A 16,017-nucleotide genomic window follows, 5' to 3' on the forward strand; every position below is an offset into this window, starting at 1 on the left:
GTGCGAGAATCAGGCCGTGCCACAGCTCCCGCCCGCGCCACCGGTCTCCCCTGAGCCTGTCGAAGGGCCGTCCCCGTTCGTCCACGTCGTCTATTACGAGCCGCGTATCCCGGGGAACACGGGCTCGGCGATCCGGCTCGCCGCGGTGACGGGGGCGCGCCTGCACCTGGTGGAGCCGCTGGGCTTCGACCTGTCGGAGGCGAAGCTCAAGCGCGCCGGGCTGGACTATCACGACCTCGCCGTCACGGACGTGCACCCCACCTTCGACGCCGCTCTGGACGCCCTGCCCGACGCGCGCGTCTTCGCCTTCACCGCGCACGCGACGACGACGTACACCGACGTCTCCTACCGCCCCGGCGACGTGCTGCTCTTCGGCCCCGAGCCCACCGGCCTGCCGGACGAGGCGCTCGAGCACCCGCGCGTCACCGGCCGCGTGAAGATCCCCATGCTGCCCGGGCGCCGGTCGCTCAACCTCACCAACGCCGCGTCGATCGTCGTCTACGAGGCCTGGCGGCAGGCGGGCTTTCCCGGCGCCTGAGCCCGCGCGCCGCCCTTGCCGTCCCGGGGCATTCACGGCAGAGTCGTCGGTGACGCACCTCACAACGATGTGAGGTGCGGCGTCCAGGAGGTGGCGTGTGACGAGCCTTGAGATTTCGACGCTCCAACACTCGATCGAGCAGCTGCGACATAGCGTCGCCGAGGTGCACCGGGCCTTCGGCGACGCGCCGGCGGTCCGCCGGCTCGCGAACGACCTCGAGCGGCTGGAGATCGACGCCGATGCCCTCGCCTCGTCCCCGCCCGCACCGCAGGGCGCTCCGGGCGTCCCGGAGCACGTGGTCGTCCCGGACACCCCACTCGACGAGAGCATGTGGACCGACGCCGACGACGAGGGCGTCGGCGGCTATCACGGCGACCGGACGTGACGACCGCGCGTGACGCCGGCACGCGCGGGGTCGCCACCCCCGGGCGTGCCGCCATCGGGGCGCCCACGCTGCGGGCGGACCGGTGGTGGCTGCCGCCGGCGGCGACCACCGCGGGCCTGCTGGTCTTCCTCGTGTACGGCGGGGTGCGGGCGTTCCAGCAGCAGTACTTCTTCGCGGACGAGCGGTACCTGACGCCGTTCTACTCCCCGTGCGTGTCGCTCGGGTGCGCCTCGGAGCCGGGCTCCGCGCACTTCGGGATGTTCCTCCCGGACAACCCCCTCATCCCGTACGCGGCGCTCAGCCTGCCGTTCCTGCTCGGCTTCCGCCTGACCTGCTACTACTACCGCAAGGCGTACTACCGCTCGATCTGGCTGTCCCCCGCCGCGTGCGCCGTGCCGGAGCCGCACGCGACGTACTCGGGCGAGACGCGGTTCCCGCTGATCATGCAGAACGTCCACCGGTACTTCTTCTACTTCGCGCTGCTCGTGTCGCTGATCAACACCTACGACGCGATCGTCGCGTTCCGGCATCCCACCGACGGCTTCGTCGTCGGCGTCGGGAACATCGTGCTGCTGGTGAACGTCGCGCTGCTGTGGTGCTACACCGTGTCGTGCCACTCGTGCCGGCACGTGATGGGCGGGCGGCTCACGCACTTCTCGAAGCACCCCGTGCGGTACTGGCTGTGGACCAAGATCTCCGCGCTCAACACGCGACACATGCTCTTCGCGTGGGTCACGCTCGCCAGCCTGGTCCTCACCGACCTGTACGTCGCCCTCGTGGCGGCGGGAACCATCACCGACCTGCGGCTCCTCGGGTGAGGCGGAGGTGCAACGCAGGGTGAGGGCGGAGGAACGAGGCGCTCGCCCGCAGTGGAACCGCAGCCTCGACCGAAGAACGGCAAAGGACTAGGAGCCCGCCTTGACCGAGACCGAACGCCACGACTACGACGTCCTCGTCATCGGCGCGGGCGGTGCCGGGCTGCGCGCCGCCATCGAGGCGCGCGAGCGGGGGCTGCGGGTGGCGATCGTCTGCAAGTCGCTGTTCGGCAAGGCGCACACCGTGATGGCCGAGGGCGGGTGCGCGGCGGCGATGGGCAACGTCGCCGAGAAGGACTCCTGGCAGGTGCACTTCCGCGACACCATGCGCGGCGGCAAGTTCCTCAACAGCTGGCGGATGGCGGAGCTGCACGCGCAGGAGGCGCCCGACCGCGTCTGGGAGCTGGAGGCCTGGGGCGCCCTCTTCGACCGCACGGCGGACGGCCGGATCCACCAGCGCAACTTCGGCGGGCACACCTACCCGCGGCTCGCGCACGTCGGCGACCGGACCGGGCTCGAGCTCATCCGCACGCTGCAGCAGCGCATCGTGGCCCTGCAGCAGGCCGACCACGCCGAGACCGGTGACTACGAGGCGCGGCTGCGGGTGTTCGCCGAGTGCACGGTCACCGAGCTGCTCACCGACCCTTCGACAAGCTCGGGGCACGCCGCAGGCTCAGGGCAGGCGAGCGAGATCGCCGGGGCGTTCGGGTACTGGCGGGAGTCGGGCCGGTTCGTGGTGTTCTCGGCACCCGCCGTGGTGCTGGCCACGGGCGGAATCGGCAAGTCGTTCCAGGTGACGTCGAACTCGTGGGAATACACGGGCGACGGCCAGGCCCTGGCGCTGCGGGCCGGCGCGGACCTCGTCGACATGGAGTTCGTCCAGTTCCACCCGACCGGCATGGTCTGGCCGCCCAGCGTCAAGGGCATCCTCGTGACCGAGGGGGTGCGCGGCGACGGCGGGGTGCTCAAGAACTCGGCCGGCGACCGGTTCATGTTCGGGTACGTCCCGGACGTGTTCAAGGGCCAGTACGCGCAGACCGAGGACGAGGCGGACCGCTGGTACGACGACCAGGAGAACAACCTCCGCACCCCCGACCTGCTGCCGCGCGACGAGGTGGCCCGCGCGATCAACACCGAGGTGAAGGAGGGTCGCGGCTCGGAGCACGGCGGCGTCCTCCTCGACATCGCGAGCCGCCTGCCCGCCGGGGAGATCCAGCGGCGCCTGCCGTCGATGTACCACCAGTTCAAGGAGCTGGCCGACGTCGACATCACGGCCGAGCCGATGGAGGTCGGCCCCACCTGCCACTACGTCATGGGCGGGATCGACGTCGACCCGGAGACCGGAGCCACGAGCGTGCCGGGCCTGTTCGCCGCCGGCGAGTGCGCGGGCGGGATGCACGGCTCGAACCGGCTCGGCGGCAACTCGCTGTCCGACCTGCTGGTGTTCGGTCGCCGCGCGGGGATCGGCGCGGCCGACCACGTCGACGGCGTCGCGGGGCGGGGAGGCGGCCGGCCCGCCGTCCACGACGAGGACGTCGACGCGGCCGCGGAGATGGCCCTGGCGCCGTTCGCCCGGCAGGCGGACGGCCGGGGCGGGTCGGGCGGGTCGGGCGGGGCCGGCGAGAACCCGTACGCGCTGCACGCCGACCTGCAGCGAACCATGAACGACCTCGTCGGCATCATCCGGACGGAGGCCGAGATGACCGCCGCGACGGACCGGCTCGGCGAGCTGCGCACACGGCTGCGCACCGTCGTCGTCACCGGGCACCGGCAGTACAACCCGGGCTGGCACCTGGCGCTCGACCTGCGAAACATGCTCATGGTCGGCGAGGCCGTGGCGTCCTCGGCGCTGCGCCGCACCGAGAGCCGCGGCGGGCACACGCGGGACGACTACCCGACGCTCGACCCGCAGTGGCGCCACCGGGTGCTGGTGACCCGCTGCGTCCCGGCCGGCCGCGACGGCGACGGCCGGGACCCCGATCTGGACCGACACCCCGTGGTGCCGCGCGTCGAGGTCGACGTGGCCGAGCGGGACCCGATGCGCGACGACCTGCTCGCGCTGTTCGACCTCACCGAGCTCGAGAAGTACTACACGCCGATAGAGCTGACGGACCACCCGCAGGGCTCACCGGGAAGGGGCAGGCCATGACCGACACGCGTCTCGTCCGCGTCTGGCGGGGCGACGCTGACGACGGGGAGCTCGTCGACTTCCGGGTGGAGGTCAACGAGGGCGAGGTGGTGCTCGACGTGCTCCACCGGATCCAGGCCACCCAGGCGCCCGACCTCGCGATCCGCTGGAACTGCAAGGCCGGCAAGTGCGGGTCGTGCTCGGCGGAGATCAACGGGCGGCCTCGCCTGCTGTGCATGACGCGGACGTCCGTGTTCACGCACTACGACGAGATCGTCATCACGCCCCTGCGGACGTTCCCGGTGATCCGCGACCTCGTGACGGACGTGTCGTTCAACTACGAGAAGGCGCGCGAGATCCCGTCGTTCACGCCACCGGCCCACCTGGTCCCCGGCGAGTACCGGATGGCACAGGTCGACGTCGAGCGGTCCCAGGAGTTCCGCAAGTGCATCGAGTGCTTCCTGTGCCAAGACACGTGCCACGTGGTGCGCGACCACGACGAGAACAAGGAGTCGTTCGCCGGCCCGCGCTACCTCATGCGCGTCGCCGAGCTGGAGATGCACCCGCTCGACGTCGCCGACCGCGTGCCCGCCGCCCAGGACGAGCACGGGCTCGGCCTGTGCAACATCACCAAGTGCTGCACCGAGGTCTGCCCGGAGGGCATCAAGATCACCGACAACGCGCTCATCCCGATGAAGGAGCGCGTGGCCGACCGGCGCTACGACCCACTGGTCTGGCTCGGCCGCACCATCTCGCGTCGCCGCGACTGATCGTCGCCGAGGTCGTCCTTCCGGCCGACACGTCAGATGCTTCCGGCGGATACCGCGGGCTGCACGCAGACGGCAGGATGGGAGCCATGCGCAGCAGCTTGATGACCCTGACCGAGCCGCAGGGCGAGCCCGGTAGCTTCCAGCTCGTCAACCCCCGGATGGTCAAGGTGGACCTCGCCGGCTCCGGCGGGTTCTTCTTCGCCAAGCAGGGCTCGATGGTCGCCTACCAGGGCGACGTCGACTTCGCCTACGAGGGCGCCGGCGGCATGACCAAGCTGTTCAAGAAGGCGTTCACCGGCGAGGGGATGTCGCTGATGAAGGTCTCCGGCAGCGGCGACGTCTTCCTGGCCCAGGACGCCGACGAGGTGTTCGTGCTGTACCTCGAGAACGAGAGCGTCACCGTCTCGGGCGGCAACATCCTCGCGTTCGAGAGCACGCTCACCTGGGACATCAACCGGGTCCAGGGCGCCTCGATGCTCAGCGGCGGGCTGTTCAACACCACGTTCACCGGCTCCGGCGCGCTCGCCGTCACCGCCTACGGCACCCCGGTGGTGCTCCAGGTCGACGAGCCGACGTACGTCGACATGCAGAGCGTGGTGCTCTGGTCGACGTCGCTCACCAGCACCGTGCGCAAGACGGCGAAGATGGGCGCCGTCCTCGGCCGCGGCTCCGGCGAGGCGTACCAGCTGGGGCTGACCGGCGACGGGATCGTCGTCGTGCAGGCCTCCGAGGGCCACCCCGTGCCGAACCAGCAGTGACCGGCGGGGTGCGGCGCGTGGGCATCGCGCGCCGCACCACTTGTCGCTTCGGGCACTTCATGCTTCCGTAACGCCTACGGACGTATTGCCGTCCCCGCGGCCCAGGCGAACGACGATCCGATCGAGGTCCACGACTCAAGGGCGAGTACTTCTCGACGTCCGCCCCTGGCGCGCACGACTTCCACGAGCTTGGGGGCGACGCCCTCGACCTCGACATCGTCCAGCCGAACCTGGTGCCGGCCTACGAGTCCTTCACGGGGCAGACGGAACACACCACGGCGCGCTGGACCGGCACGCTCACGGCGGCCACGTCGGGCGACTACACGTTCTACGCCGTGGGCGACAACGGATTCCGGCTGTTCCTCGACGACGAGCCAGCCATCGACCCAGGGCCTCAAGAAGGCGGATGCGGAGGCGAACCGTCGGCGGCCCGTGAGTCAACGCCTGAGGCCGAGGCCCGTGCCTTCGCGCGTGTGCTGCGCAAGCACGGGGTTGAGAACGTGAACGAAGCCGAACTCCGCAAGAAGTTCGGCTGAAGTCGTCAGGTGCGCCGTCATGGGAGTCGCGCCTTGGCGGGCTGCACAGATGCATAGCAGCACCCCCGGAGCATTCCGCGGCGGGGGTGCTGCCGTATGTACCTGTCGCCGTGCGGTGGCTGCTGCTACGGGTTGCAGGCTGTCTTCACGAGCGTCGCGGCCGACACGACCGGTCGCCAACTCTCAAGGTTCCAGGTGCTCTTGACCCGAGCGACTGCCGACATCGGGTGGCAGACGTACTGCTGCTGCATGCTCGCGTAGTTCCAGACGCCCTTACGCTTGGCCTCCGGCCAGCCCCACTGGTTGTGAATCAGGGTCGGAGCGGCGCGGCCGTACGCAGAGGGCTGGACCTTGAACCTTGCACCCTGCGTCGTGCTCACCTTGGTGACCTTCGCGATGAGGTCCGAAACCGCCATCACGCTCACATCCAGGGGGTAGGCGGCCTCATCCAACGCACCCAGATCCACCGCGACAGTCTCACCGGTTGCCTGCACCGAAGCATCAACCGGCTCGCCTGAGGCGTCGACAACCTCGGGAAGAACCACGAACAGGTAATCCTCGTTTCCATCGAGGGCAACGATTCCGCCATCGTTGCCATCGATGAAACGCCCTCCTTGGAGGTCGAACGTCGCGGTGACGGCTTCGTCGGCTGCGTTCACTTCGGCGTGGACCTGCACACCGTCGTAGCCAGCAACATCGGCAACTGCCGCTGACTAGGATTCGACGTTCACAGCCGTCGCTTGGGCTGATCGAAAGGTCTCGTGAGGTGCAGGTTCGCTCGCCGAAGCGCCCGTAGCCGTGGAGCCGGCGACGAGGGCGGTAGCAGCGATGACGGCGGCCGTTCGGGGACTGCGACTCACCGGCTCTCCCAGGGGTGGTTGCGGGCACAAAGGCCGAGCGTTGCCGTTCAGCAAACGCCAAGGAAAGGCTAAGCCGACCTCTAGGTTTTGCGCAACCCTTGTGTGGTCTTTGTGGAGTCCACAATTCACGTCCCGCCAGGCCAGGCCGCCGCCATACGGTGGGCGGGACCGCAACTGCCACGACAGCAGCGACTTCTAGGGAGCTAGATGACATCGATCGACCGCCGCGTGACCACAGCGACGTACTGGTTTGTCGGGGTTGCGGGCGTAGCACTCTTCGCCGCCGGTGCATACACGGGCTATACCGAGGGCGTCCGCGCGGACGAGGGGCTCCCGACGTCGGGGCTCTTGCCGGCCGAGATCGCCGGGTTCGTTCTCGGTCCGCTCCTCGTCGTCGCGGCCGTCCTGTTCGCGATTTCAACGCGACGGGCCCGTCTCGCCCCCACGCCGGGCCTGGTCGGTGCCAACGGCGCTGCGTGATTCTTTTTGCGCGAGAGTACCTCGTGGCTACGCGGCGGGATGCTCTCGCGTTCCGGTCCCAAGTGCGTGGGGGCATCTAGCGTTCGGCGGTCGAATCAGCTGGCGGAGCAACTCCACTTCTGACCTCAACTCTCTCGCCGGCCCTTCGCGGTGATGCGCACCCAGGTGCGGATGCGGTGCCCGTCGGAACCTATGCGCAACGTCACGTGGCCCGCCTCGACAAGGACCTCAAGGTGGCGACCCAGGTTCCCATCGCTCAGCCAGAGAGCCCTCTTCAGGTGTGTGAAGTCCGCCTCCTTCGTCTCGTTGAGAATCGCGAGGATCCCGAGGCGGCCGCGTTCGTGAACCCTCTCGTCGAGGTCCGCCAACGGGTGACGAGCATCCTGAGTAGTCAGAACAGCGAGGGGCGGCCGGGCTCCGGCCCGGCCGCCCCTCGTCGCTCACACGCGACGCGGGGTCAGCACCTCGACGCGGTTGCCCGCGCCGTCACGGGTGTGGAACCGCAGGTACCCGGGGAACGTCTCCCGTTCGGTCCGGTCGACGGCGAAGCCCGTGGCCTGGAGCCGGTCGGCCGTCGCGTCGAGCTCGGCGACGTCGTCGACCAGCAGTGCCGGGTGCGCCTTGCGGGCCGGGGCAAACGGGTCCTCCACGCCGACGTGGATCTCCGCGACCACCGCGCCGGCGTCGTCGTACCCGCAGAACCAGCAGCCGCCGCGGCCGGCCAGCTCCGGCGGCTTCGGCACCTCCATCAGCCCCAGCCCGTCACCGTAGAACGCGCGCGCCGCGTCCTCACCGCCCGCCGGGCACGCCACCTGCACGTGGTGCAGCCGCATCGCTCCCCCTCGCCGTCGAAGTATCTCGACGTCAAGATACTTTGTCTCGGGACCGTTCCCGACGGCGCCGCTCCGCAGCCGCGCGAACGGAGAGCCCTCCGCCGACGAAGATCGGAAGCATCACGGCGTACTGGCCGAGCGGCGAGATGTCCGGTGCCAGGCCCTCGATCGCATACGTGGCCGCGACCAACGCCACCAGGAACAGCGCCCCTACGCCGAGCACGCGCACGCGTCAGCCCTCCAGCAGCCAGGTCGCGGCCCGGCGCAGCAGGTCCGCGTGCGACGGGGAGTCGTAGGCGCGGCCGTCGTGACCCAGCGCGCTGTACACGGTGCGGCCGCCGTGCGCGGTCGCGACCCAGACGGCGGGATGGCGCTCGCCGTCGTCGTCGGTCACCCAGCCCAGCACCTGCGACGACGGCGCCACGCGCAGGCGGCAGTACCGCTCGTCGACGACCTCGACGGCGCCGAGGCCCTCGGTGATCGGGTGTGCGCCGACGGCGAGGGACACGGTGGCCGAGCCGAGCGGCGGGTGCATCGAGGCTCCCGGCACCCAGCGCCCGCCGAGCACCTCCTCCCATGCCGGCCGGTCGCCGAAGGCGTTCGCCGCCTGGTGCACGGCAAGGATCCGGCCGCCGGCCCGCGCCCACGCGTCGAGGCGGTCGTGGAACGGCGCCCACGCCGCGTCGTCGGGGCCGATGCCGGCCTCCCGGAACCCGGGCCACGCGCTGCCCGCGTTGACGACCAGCAGGTCGACGTCGTCCAAGCCGTCGGCGCCGTCGAGCGCGTCGGGGAAGGTGCTGCGCACGACGACGTCGGGCGCCCCCGCGCCGAGGTCGAGGCCGGACAGCACCTGCGCGAGGCGGTGCGAGGTCGCGGCGTGGTCGTGCCACGGGTCCTCGTGCCGGCCGCGGCCGGCCAGGACGAGGATGCGAACGGGCTCGGGCGCGTCGTCGGGTGAGCTCACGGCCCCATCCTGGCCCATGCCTCGGCCGCCCAGGGGCGCCGCCCCGAGCGGGTGAAAACACATATCTGAACTATCCATTGGCAGCGCTGTCAATCTGTGATGGGCTAGCCGGCACACGACGATGCAGTCGATCTGGTGGGCCCCGGCCTGCCCCCGAGCCATGAGGTCAACGATGCCTTCTCGTCCGATGCGTTCGCGCCCGATCCACCGACCGCCCGCGCCACCCGGCGCCCCGCCCCGCCGCCTCCGGCGCACCGTCTCCTCCACGCTGGCCCTCGCGCTTGGCGTCACAGGGATCGGCGTCACGGGGATCGGCTCCGCGGCGGCCGCACCCGCGGACGCCGCCGCCGGGGGCACCTTCGCCACCTCGTTCGAGCCCGACGACCCGCAGCCCACCTGGGACAGCGAGACCGAGCAGGGGCCCGACGGCCCGCGCTCGTCCGGGGTCACGGGCACCACCGTGCTGGAGCGCGGCCCCAGCACCCCGACCGGCGACGACCTGCTGGAGGGCCGCACCGACGAGCTCGGCTGGGAGGGGCCGTTCCAGAACGGCGTCGGCGAGGTGCCAGGCACCCTGGAGCCGACCGCGGCGGACGACGACGATGCCATGCACTGGAGCATGGCGACCGCCGGCGAGACGTGGGTGCAGGTGCCGATGCCCGACCTGGTGCGCGGCACCCCGCTGCGCGCGCAGGTGACGCTGAGCGGCAGCGGCACGGTCTTCCTCAACGTCTACGGCGGCAGCAAGGACGTCGGCGGGGAGGAGGTCGCGCTCACCGCCGACCCGCAGACCGTCACGGTCGACCTCGCCCGCCCGGGCGACGGCGGCGGCCGACCCCAGTTCCAGGTGCGCACGCACTCGGCGGGCTCCGTCGACGTCATGATCGCCGACGCCACGGTGCAGCGCCTCCAGCCCGGCGAGATCACCTTCCCGGGCGACGTCACCGACTCCGTGACGAAGGTCAGCGCCAGCGCCGAGAACGCCCCCGACGAGGCGGCCGCCAACCTCGCCGACGGCGACGTCAGCACCAAGTGGCTCGCGGGTGACACGACCGCCACCGTGACGTACGAGATGAAAAAGGCGGTGCCCGTCGCCACCTACGCGCTGGCCTCCGCGGGCGACGCCCCCGAGCGGGACCCGCGCGCCTGGAAGCTGGAGGGGTCGAAGGACGGCGAGAGCTGGACCACGCTCGACACCCGCCGCAACCAGGGCTTCGCCGAGCGGCTCGAGACCCGGCAGTACTCCGTCGACGAGCCGCAGGAGCTCCGCTTCTACCGGCTGAAGATCACCGAGAACTCCGGCGCCGACGGCACCCAGCTCGCCGAGTGGCTGCTGTCCGGAGAGGCCGTCGAGCCCACGCCGATGGCGACGACGCTCGGCTCCGGGCCGTCCAGCGCGTACGCGGCGAAGACCGAGGCGGGCTGGACCGGCGTGCACGCCCTGCGCTACGCGGGGAGCCAGACCGCCGAGGACCGCGGGTACGCGGACAACCGCGTGCTCGACGTCGACGTGCCCGTGGGCGACGACACGCAGCTGTCGTACGCGCTCTTCCCCGAGGCGTCGGAGAAGGACCAGTCGTACGCGAGCACCCACGTCGCCGTCGACCTCGCGTTCACCGACGGCACGTACCTGAGCGACCTCGGGGCCACCGACCAGCACGGCTTCGGCCTGAGCCCGCAGGGCCAGGGCGACGCGAAGGTGCTGTACACCAACCAGTGGAACGCCGTCCGCGCGAACCTGGGCCAGGTGGCCGCGGGCAAGACGGTCGACCGCGTCCTGCTCGGCTACGACAAGGACGCCGGCCCGGCCGACTTCAGCGGCTGGATCGACGACGTCGAGATCGGCGCGGCCCCCGAGGCCAACACCTCCGCGCGCCCGTCCGACCACGTGGTCACGACGCGCGGCACCAACTCCAGCGGGGACTTCTCGCGCGGCAACAACTTCCCCGCCACGGCGGTGCCGCACGGCTTCAACTTCTGGACGCCGTCGACCGACGCCGGGGCCAGCAACTGGCTGTACCAGTACCAGCGGAACAACGACGGCCAGAACCGGCCCACGATCCAGTCGTTCAACCTGAGCCACGAGCCCAGCCCGTGGATCGCCGACAGGCAGACGTTCCAGGTGATGCCGTCGGCCGCCCAGGGCGTTCCCGACGCGGCCCGCGACGTCCGGGCGCAGACCTTCGGCCACGACAACGAGGTGGCGCGCGCGCACTACTACGGCGTCACCTTCGACGACGGCATGAAGACCGAGATCACGCCGACCGACCACGCCGCGATGTTCCGGTTCACGTTCACCGGCGACGAGTCGAACGTGCTGTTCGACAACGTCAGCAACGAGGGTGGGCTGACCCTCGACCCGGAGGCGGGCACCCTGTCGGGCTACACCGACGTCGCGAGCGGCCAGAGCAACGGCCTCAAGCGGATGTACGTCTACGCCGCGTTCGACCGCCCCGCCACCGCCGGCGACAAGCTCTCCCCCGGCAGCCGCGACGACGTCGCGGGCTACCTGAAGTTCGACACGTCCCAGAGCAGGACGGTCGAGATGCGGATCGCGACGTCGCTGATCGGCGTCGAGCAGGCGAAGCGCAACCTCGCGCTCGAGATCGCCGGCGACGACACCTTCGAGTCCGTGCGCGACCGCGCGCAGGACCTGTGGGACGCCAAGCTCGGCGTGATCGACGTCGAGGGCGCGAGCGAGGACCAGCTCACCACGCTGTACTCCAACCTCTACCGCCTGAACCTCTACCCGAACTCCGGGCACGAGAACGTGGGCACCGCGGCCGAGCCGGAGTGGCAGCACGTCGACCAGTCCGGCTCCGACCTCGACCCCGCGCCGGAGGGCACCACGGCCACGAAGACCGGGGCGGAGATCGTCGACGGCAAGGTCTACGTCAACAACGGCTTCTGGGACACCTATCGCACCGCGTGGCCGGCGTACTCGCTGCTCTACCCGGGCGACGCCGCGGAGATGGTCGACGGGTTCACCCAGCAGTACGCCGACGGCGGCTGGGTGTCGCGCTGGTCCGCCCCGGGCTACGCGAACTCCATGACCGGCACCAGCTCGGACGTGTCGTTCGCGGACGCGTACGTCAAGGGGGTCGTCGGCGCGGACGGTGACGGCATCGACGTGCAGCGGGCGTACGACGCGGCGCTGAAGAACGCGTCCGTGGCGCCGCCGAACGAGCACGTGGGCCGCAAGGGCCAGGAGCAGGCGACGTTCCTCGGGTACACCCCGGCGGAGACCCACGAGAGCGTGTCGTGGTCGCTGGAGGACTACCTCAACGACTACGGCATCGCCACGATGTCGAAGAAGCTGCTGGACTCCTCCGACGCGTCCGACCCGCGCCACCAGGAGTACGCGGACAACCACGAGTACTACCTCAACCGCGCACAGAACTACGTCAAGCTCTTCGACCCCGAGACCGGGTTCTTCCGGGCCAAGGACGCCGACGGCAGCTGGGAGCAGTCGGCGGCGGACTTCGACCCGCGCGACTGGGGCAGCCCGTTCACCGAGACCGACGGCTGGAACTTCGCGTTCCACGCCGTCCAGGACGGCCAGGGTCTGGCCAACCTGTACGGCGGCCGCGGGCAGCTCGCCGACAAGCTCGACGAGTTCTTCGCGACGCCCGAGACGGCGCAGTTCCCGGGCGCCTACGGCGGCGTCATCCACGAGATGCGCGAGGCCAAGGCCGTCCGCATGGGCCAGTGGGGCCTGAGCAACCAGGTCTCGCACCACATCCCGTACCTGTACAACGCCACCGGCCAGCCGTCGAAGACGCAGGCGATCGTCCGCGAGGCGCTCGCGCGTGGCTTCGTCGGCAGCGACATCGGCCAGGGCTACCCGGGCGACGAGGACAACGGGGAGATGTCGGGCTGGCAGGTCTTCAGCTCCCTCGGGTTCTACCCGCTGCAGGTGGGCAGCCCGACGTACGCCATCGGCTCACCGCTGTTCACCAAGGCCACCATCCACCTCGCCGACGGCAAGGACCTGGTGATCGACGCGCCCGAGAACAGCGCCACGAACGTCTACGTCCAGGGCGTCACGGTGAACGGCGAGCCGCAGAGCTCGACGTCGCTCACGCACGAGCAGCTCACCCGGGGCGGCACCATCGAGTTCGCCATGGGCCCCCAGCCGTCGGCCTGGGGTACCGGCGAGGACGACGTGACGCCGTCGATCACGCAGGGCGACAAGGTGCCCGACCCGCTCACCGACGTCACCGGCCCGAAGGCCGGCAAGGCGAGCACGGACGACGACGTCGCCAAGGCCGAGCGGCTGTTCGACGACACGTCCGGCACATCGACGACGTTCACGTCGCCGAAGCCCACCGTGGCGTACAAGCTGTCCGGACCCACGGCCCGGGCGACGATGTACACGCTCACGTCGGGGGACGAGAAGGGCGGCGACCCGAAGGCGTGGAAGCTGCAGGGCTCGTCCGACGGCAAGCGCTGGGTCACCCTCGATACCCGTCGCGGGCAGAAGTTCGCCGAGCGTCAGCAGACGCGAGCCTTCTCCGTGGCGGACCCGGGGATCTACGGGCACTACCGGCTCGTCGTGACGAAGTCTCAGGACGCAGCCACCTCGCTGTCCGAGCTGGAGCTGCTGGCGCACCAGCCGCTCGTCGCGGAGATCTCCGAGGTCGTCGACGAGGCCAGGCACGACCGCGAGATCCCCGCGCGCACCGCGCGGGAGCTCGGCGAGATCCTCGACGCCGCCCAGGAGGCGGAGGACGCCGGGGACACCGACGGGGTGCGCGCCCAGGTGCGGGCCCTCAAGGCCGCGATGGACGCGATGCCGAGCAAGCGGCTCCCCGACCGGGTCCGCGAGGACCTCGAGCTGGTCGTGTCGCTGTGGGTCGGGGCCGGCGAGGGCCTCGACCAGATCCGGGCGCAGGTCGGCGACCTGACCCGCAGCGGGGACGTCGCCAAGGGCGTCTCGCGCACCCTCCTGGGCCTCGTCGACCAGGCGCAGGACGCCGCGGACGGGAGCCACTCGGCCCCGCTCGCGGAGGCGCTGGCCGACATGCGGTCCGCCATCGACACAGCGAAGGAGAAGAAGGTGAGCAGGCTCGCGAAGGCGGCGCTGCTGCCACTCGTCGACGCCCTGATCGAGTCGCCGCCGTCGGCGGTGCGGGCGACCCGCGCCGCCGAGGTGCTCATGAGCGACTACGACACCGACAAGGCGTGGTGGCCGTCGTCGTGGTGGAACTCCGCCGTCGCGACGGAGACCGTCATCGAGTACATGCAGCGCACCGGCGACACCAGCTACCTGCCGCAGGTGGACCGCACCTTCGAGCGCAACAAGGGAGCGTTCCCTGCCGGCGAGCTCTCCGGCGACGAGCTCTGGGGCAACTTCACCAGCCGGGCGATCGACGACTCGGAGTGGTGGGGCCTGGCCTGGATCCAGGCGTACGACCTCACCGGCGACCGGAAGTACCTGGACATGGCCGAGACCATCGGTGAGTTCGTGCACGGGTACTGGGACACGAGCACCTGCGGCGGCGGCGTGTGGTGGGACCACGAGCGCACCTACAAGAACGCCATCACCAACGGGCTCTGGGTGCGCCTGACGGCCGAGCTGCATCACCGCATCGACGGTGACACGCAGTGGCTCGACCGCTCGCAGGAGGGCTGGGACTGGCTCACGTCCAGCGGCATGATCAACTCCGACGGCCTGGTGAACGACGGCCTCACCGCCGACTGCGAGAACAACGGCGGGACGGTCTGGAGCTACAACCAGGGCCTGTTCCTGGGCGGCGGCCTGGAGCTGTACCGGGCCACCGGCGACGCAGACGTCCTCGACACGGTGCGCGGGCTGGCCGACGCCGGCACCACGGCGCCGGAGCTGGTGACCGACGGGGTGCTCACGGAGTCGTGCGACGCCAAGGGCACGTGCGACGACAACCAGAAGCAGTTCAAGGGCATCTTCATGCGGTACCTGGGTGACCTCAACGATGCCGTGGACGACCACCCGTACCAGGAGTTCGTCGACCGTCAGGCGGCGTCCGTGTGGGCGCACGACCGCAACGGCGAGGACCGCCTCGGCCTGCGCTGGGCCGGCGGCAACGGCACGGAGAAGGCCAACGTGTTCGACTGGCGCACCCAGGCGAGCGGGCTGAGCGCCCTGCTGGCGAACCTGCCGGCGGAGTAACCCGCCGGGGTTGATGGGCCGAGATAGAGAAGCTGAACCCGCGAGATAGAGAAGCTCGGACGAGGCCGCACATGTGCGGCCTCGTCCGAGCTTCTCTATCTCGCGGGTTCAGCTTCTCTATCTCGGCACGCCCGACGGTCAGCGGGCGAAGAGACGCACGAGCGTCTCCACCCGTTCCTCCTGGTTCCCGGCCGAGAGCCGGTCGGCCCGGTGCAGCGTGACGAGGCCGTGCACGGCGCCCCAGAGCACCTCCGCCGTCGTCCCGACGTCCGCGACCGGGGGGTCGAGGCTGCGCAGCATGCTCGCGATCGCCTCGAACCCCTCGCGCATGACCGCCGGGGTCTCGTCCGACGCGAACGGGACCACGACGGGCAGCAGGAACATGGCGTCGTAGGTGGCCGGGTGGCGGTCGGCGAAGTCGACGTAGGCGGTCACGAGCGCCCGGACCCGCTCGGCGTCGGACGCCTCGGAGCCGAGCGCCGACGCGCTCAGCGCCGCCGCGAACTCCTCGAAGCCGGCGAGCGCGACGGCGGTGACGATCTCCGTCCTGCCCTGCGGGAAGTGCCCGTACAGCACGGGCTGGCTGTACTCGATCGCGTCCGCGAGGCGCCGGGTCGTCACGGCCTCCCAGCCCTGCTCCTCGGCGAGGTGCCGGGCGGCGGCGATGATCCGGTCCCGGCGTTCCTCGAGCTGACGGGCTCGGCGTGCTGCGGCGGGGGTCGGCATGACATCGACTCTAGCACTGCTAGCGTATCTCTGATACGTTCTCAAGCGCCGCTAGATCTAGCGGCGCTAGCCA

Annotated in this window: 15 protein-coding genes; 9 read left to right on the plus strand and 6 right to left on the minus strand. The window is 70.6% G+C overall.

Annotated elements, in window-relative coordinates; genetic code table 11:
• Positions 1-16 precede the first annotated feature (16 nt).
• The 7 genes from AC1C2V_RS06495 (at position 17) to AC1C2V_RS06525 (ending at position 5,930) form a co-directional block, all read left to right on the plus strand.
• Positions 17-538: a tRNA (cytidine(34)-2'-O)-methyltransferase gene (locus AC1C2V_RS06495; protein ID WP_495388765.1), complete on the plus strand. Its 522-nt coding sequence runs from the start codon at positions 17-19 to the stop codon at positions 536-538.
• A gap of 97 nt (positions 539-635) precedes the next feature.
• Positions 636-923: an Rv0250c family protein gene (locus tag AC1C2V_RS06500; RefSeq protein WP_495388766.1), complete on the plus strand. Its 288-nt coding sequence runs from the start codon at positions 636-638 to the stop codon at positions 921-923.
• Entirely contained in the window at positions 920-1,741 is an 822-nt protein-coding gene (sdhC, locus tag AC1C2V_RS06505; protein ID WP_495388767.1) for a succinate dehydrogenase subunit SdhC, read from the plus strand. The genes AC1C2V_RS06500 and sdhC overlap by 4 nt, the downstream gene beginning before the upstream one ends.
• Positions 1,742-1,841: 100 nt before the next feature.
• A complete protein-coding gene (locus tag AC1C2V_RS06510) occupies positions 1,842-3,887 on the plus strand; it encodes a fumarate reductase/succinate dehydrogenase flavoprotein subunit (RefSeq protein WP_495388768.1) in 2,046 nt (681 codons plus the stop codon).
• Entirely contained in the window at positions 3,884-4,636 is a 753-nt protein-coding gene (locus AC1C2V_RS06515) for a succinate dehydrogenase/fumarate reductase iron-sulfur subunit (RefSeq protein WP_495388769.1), read from the plus strand. Before AC1C2V_RS06510 ends, AC1C2V_RS06515 begins: the two co-directional genes overlap by 4 nt.
• Positions 4,637-4,722: 86 nt before the next feature.
• On the plus strand, positions 4,723-5,394 hold the full coding sequence (locus tag AC1C2V_RS06520) for an AIM24 family protein (RefSeq protein ID WP_495388770.1): 672 nt from the start codon (positions 4,723-4,725) through the stop codon (positions 5,392-5,394).
• Positions 5,395-5,627: 233 nt separating this feature from the next.
• Positions 5,628-5,930, plus strand: coding sequence for a PA14 domain-containing protein (locus tag AC1C2V_RS06525; protein WP_495388771.1), 303 nt, complete (start codon positions 5,628-5,630; stop codon positions 5,928-5,930).
• 125 nt (positions 5,931-6,055) lie between these two features.
• Here AC1C2V_RS06525 and AC1C2V_RS06530 read toward each other — a convergent pair whose 3' ends face one another.
• Positions 6,056-6,607, minus strand: coding sequence for a DUF2599 domain-containing protein (locus AC1C2V_RS06530; RefSeq protein ID WP_495388772.1), 552 nt, complete (start codon positions 6,605-6,607; stop codon positions 6,056-6,058).
• 390 nt (positions 6,608-6,997) lie between these two features.
• On the opposite strand from AC1C2V_RS06530, the gene AC1C2V_RS06535 reads away from it, so the two are divergent.
• The gene (locus tag AC1C2V_RS06535; protein ID WP_495388773.1) at positions 6,998-7,270 is read left to right on the plus strand and encodes a hypothetical protein; all 273 of its coding nucleotides are present in this window, start codon (positions 6,998-7,000) and stop codon (positions 7,268-7,270) included.
• A gap of 125 nt (positions 7,271-7,395) precedes the next feature.
• Here the strand turns inward: AC1C2V_RS06535 and AC1C2V_RS06540 are convergent, their stop codons facing one another.
• The 4 genes from AC1C2V_RS06540 to AC1C2V_RS06555 all read right to left on the minus strand — a co-directional run bounded on the left by AC1C2V_RS06540 (position 7,396) and on the right by AC1C2V_RS06555 (position 9,067).
• The gene (locus AC1C2V_RS06540; RefSeq protein ID WP_495388774.1) at positions 7,396-7,638 is read right to left on the minus strand and encodes a transcriptional regulator; all 243 of its coding nucleotides are present in this window, start codon (positions 7,636-7,638) and stop codon (positions 7,396-7,398) included.
• A gap of 72 nt (positions 7,639-7,710) precedes the next feature.
• Complete coding sequence (locus tag AC1C2V_RS06545; RefSeq protein WP_495388775.1) at positions 7,711-8,103, minus strand: VOC family protein; 393 nt, start codon at positions 8,101-8,103, stop codon at positions 7,711-7,713.
• 31 nt (positions 8,104-8,134) lie between these two features.
• Positions 8,135-8,332, minus strand: a complete 198-nt coding sequence (locus tag AC1C2V_RS06550; protein ID WP_495388776.1) for a hypothetical protein — start codon at positions 8,330-8,332, stop codon at positions 8,135-8,137.
• Positions 8,333-8,335: 3 nt separating this feature from the next.
• Positions 8,336-9,067, minus strand: a complete 732-nt coding sequence (locus tag AC1C2V_RS06555) for a ThuA domain-containing protein (protein WP_495388777.1) — start codon at positions 9,065-9,067, stop codon at positions 8,336-8,338.
• 187 nt (positions 9,068-9,254) lie between these two features.
• Here AC1C2V_RS06555 and AC1C2V_RS06560 point away from each other — a divergent pair, with 187 nt between their 5' ends.
• Positions 9,255-15,218 carry a GH92 family glycosyl hydrolase gene (locus AC1C2V_RS06560; protein ID WP_495388778.1) on the plus strand — a complete coding sequence of 1,988 codons (5,964 nt, stop codon included), beginning with the start codon at positions 9,255-9,257 and terminating at the stop codon, positions 15,216-15,218.
• Between the two features lie 138 nt (positions 15,219-15,356).
• Here the strand turns inward: AC1C2V_RS06560 and AC1C2V_RS06565 are convergent, their stop codons facing one another.
• Positions 15,357-15,944: a TetR/AcrR family transcriptional regulator gene (locus AC1C2V_RS06565; protein ID WP_495388779.1), complete on the minus strand. Its 588-nt coding sequence runs from the start codon at positions 15,942-15,944 to the stop codon at positions 15,357-15,359.
• Positions 15,945-16,017 lie beyond the last annotated feature (73 nt).

The organism is Isoptericola sp. Y541 (genome assembly GCF_059445465.1).

Excerpts from the sequence above, each read along its gene's own strand:
- AC1C2V_RS06515 (WP_495388769.1), top strand. The coding sequence starts at position 3,884 with ATGACCGACACGCGTCTCGTCCGCGTCTGGCGGGGCGACGCTGACGAC.
- AC1C2V_RS06520 (WP_495388770.1), top strand. The coding sequence starts at position 4,723 with ATGCGCAGCAGCTTGATGACCCTGACCGAGCCGCAGGGCGAGCCCGGT.
- AC1C2V_RS06535 (WP_495388773.1), top strand. The coding sequence starts at position 6,998 with ATGACATCGATCGACCGCCGCGTGACCACAGCGACGTACTGGTTTGTC.
- AC1C2V_RS06545 (WP_495388775.1), bottom strand. The coding sequence starts at position 8,103 with ATGCGGCTGCACCACGTGCAGGTGGCGTGCCCGGCGGGCGGTGAGGAC.
- AC1C2V_RS06560 (WP_495388778.1), top strand. The coding sequence starts at position 9,255 with ATGCGTTCGCGCCCGATCCACCGACCGCCCGCGCCACCCGGCGCCCCG.
- AC1C2V_RS06565 (WP_495388779.1), bottom strand. The coding sequence starts at position 15,944 with ATGCCGACCCCCGCCGCAGCACGCCGAGCCCGTCAGCTCGAGGAACGC.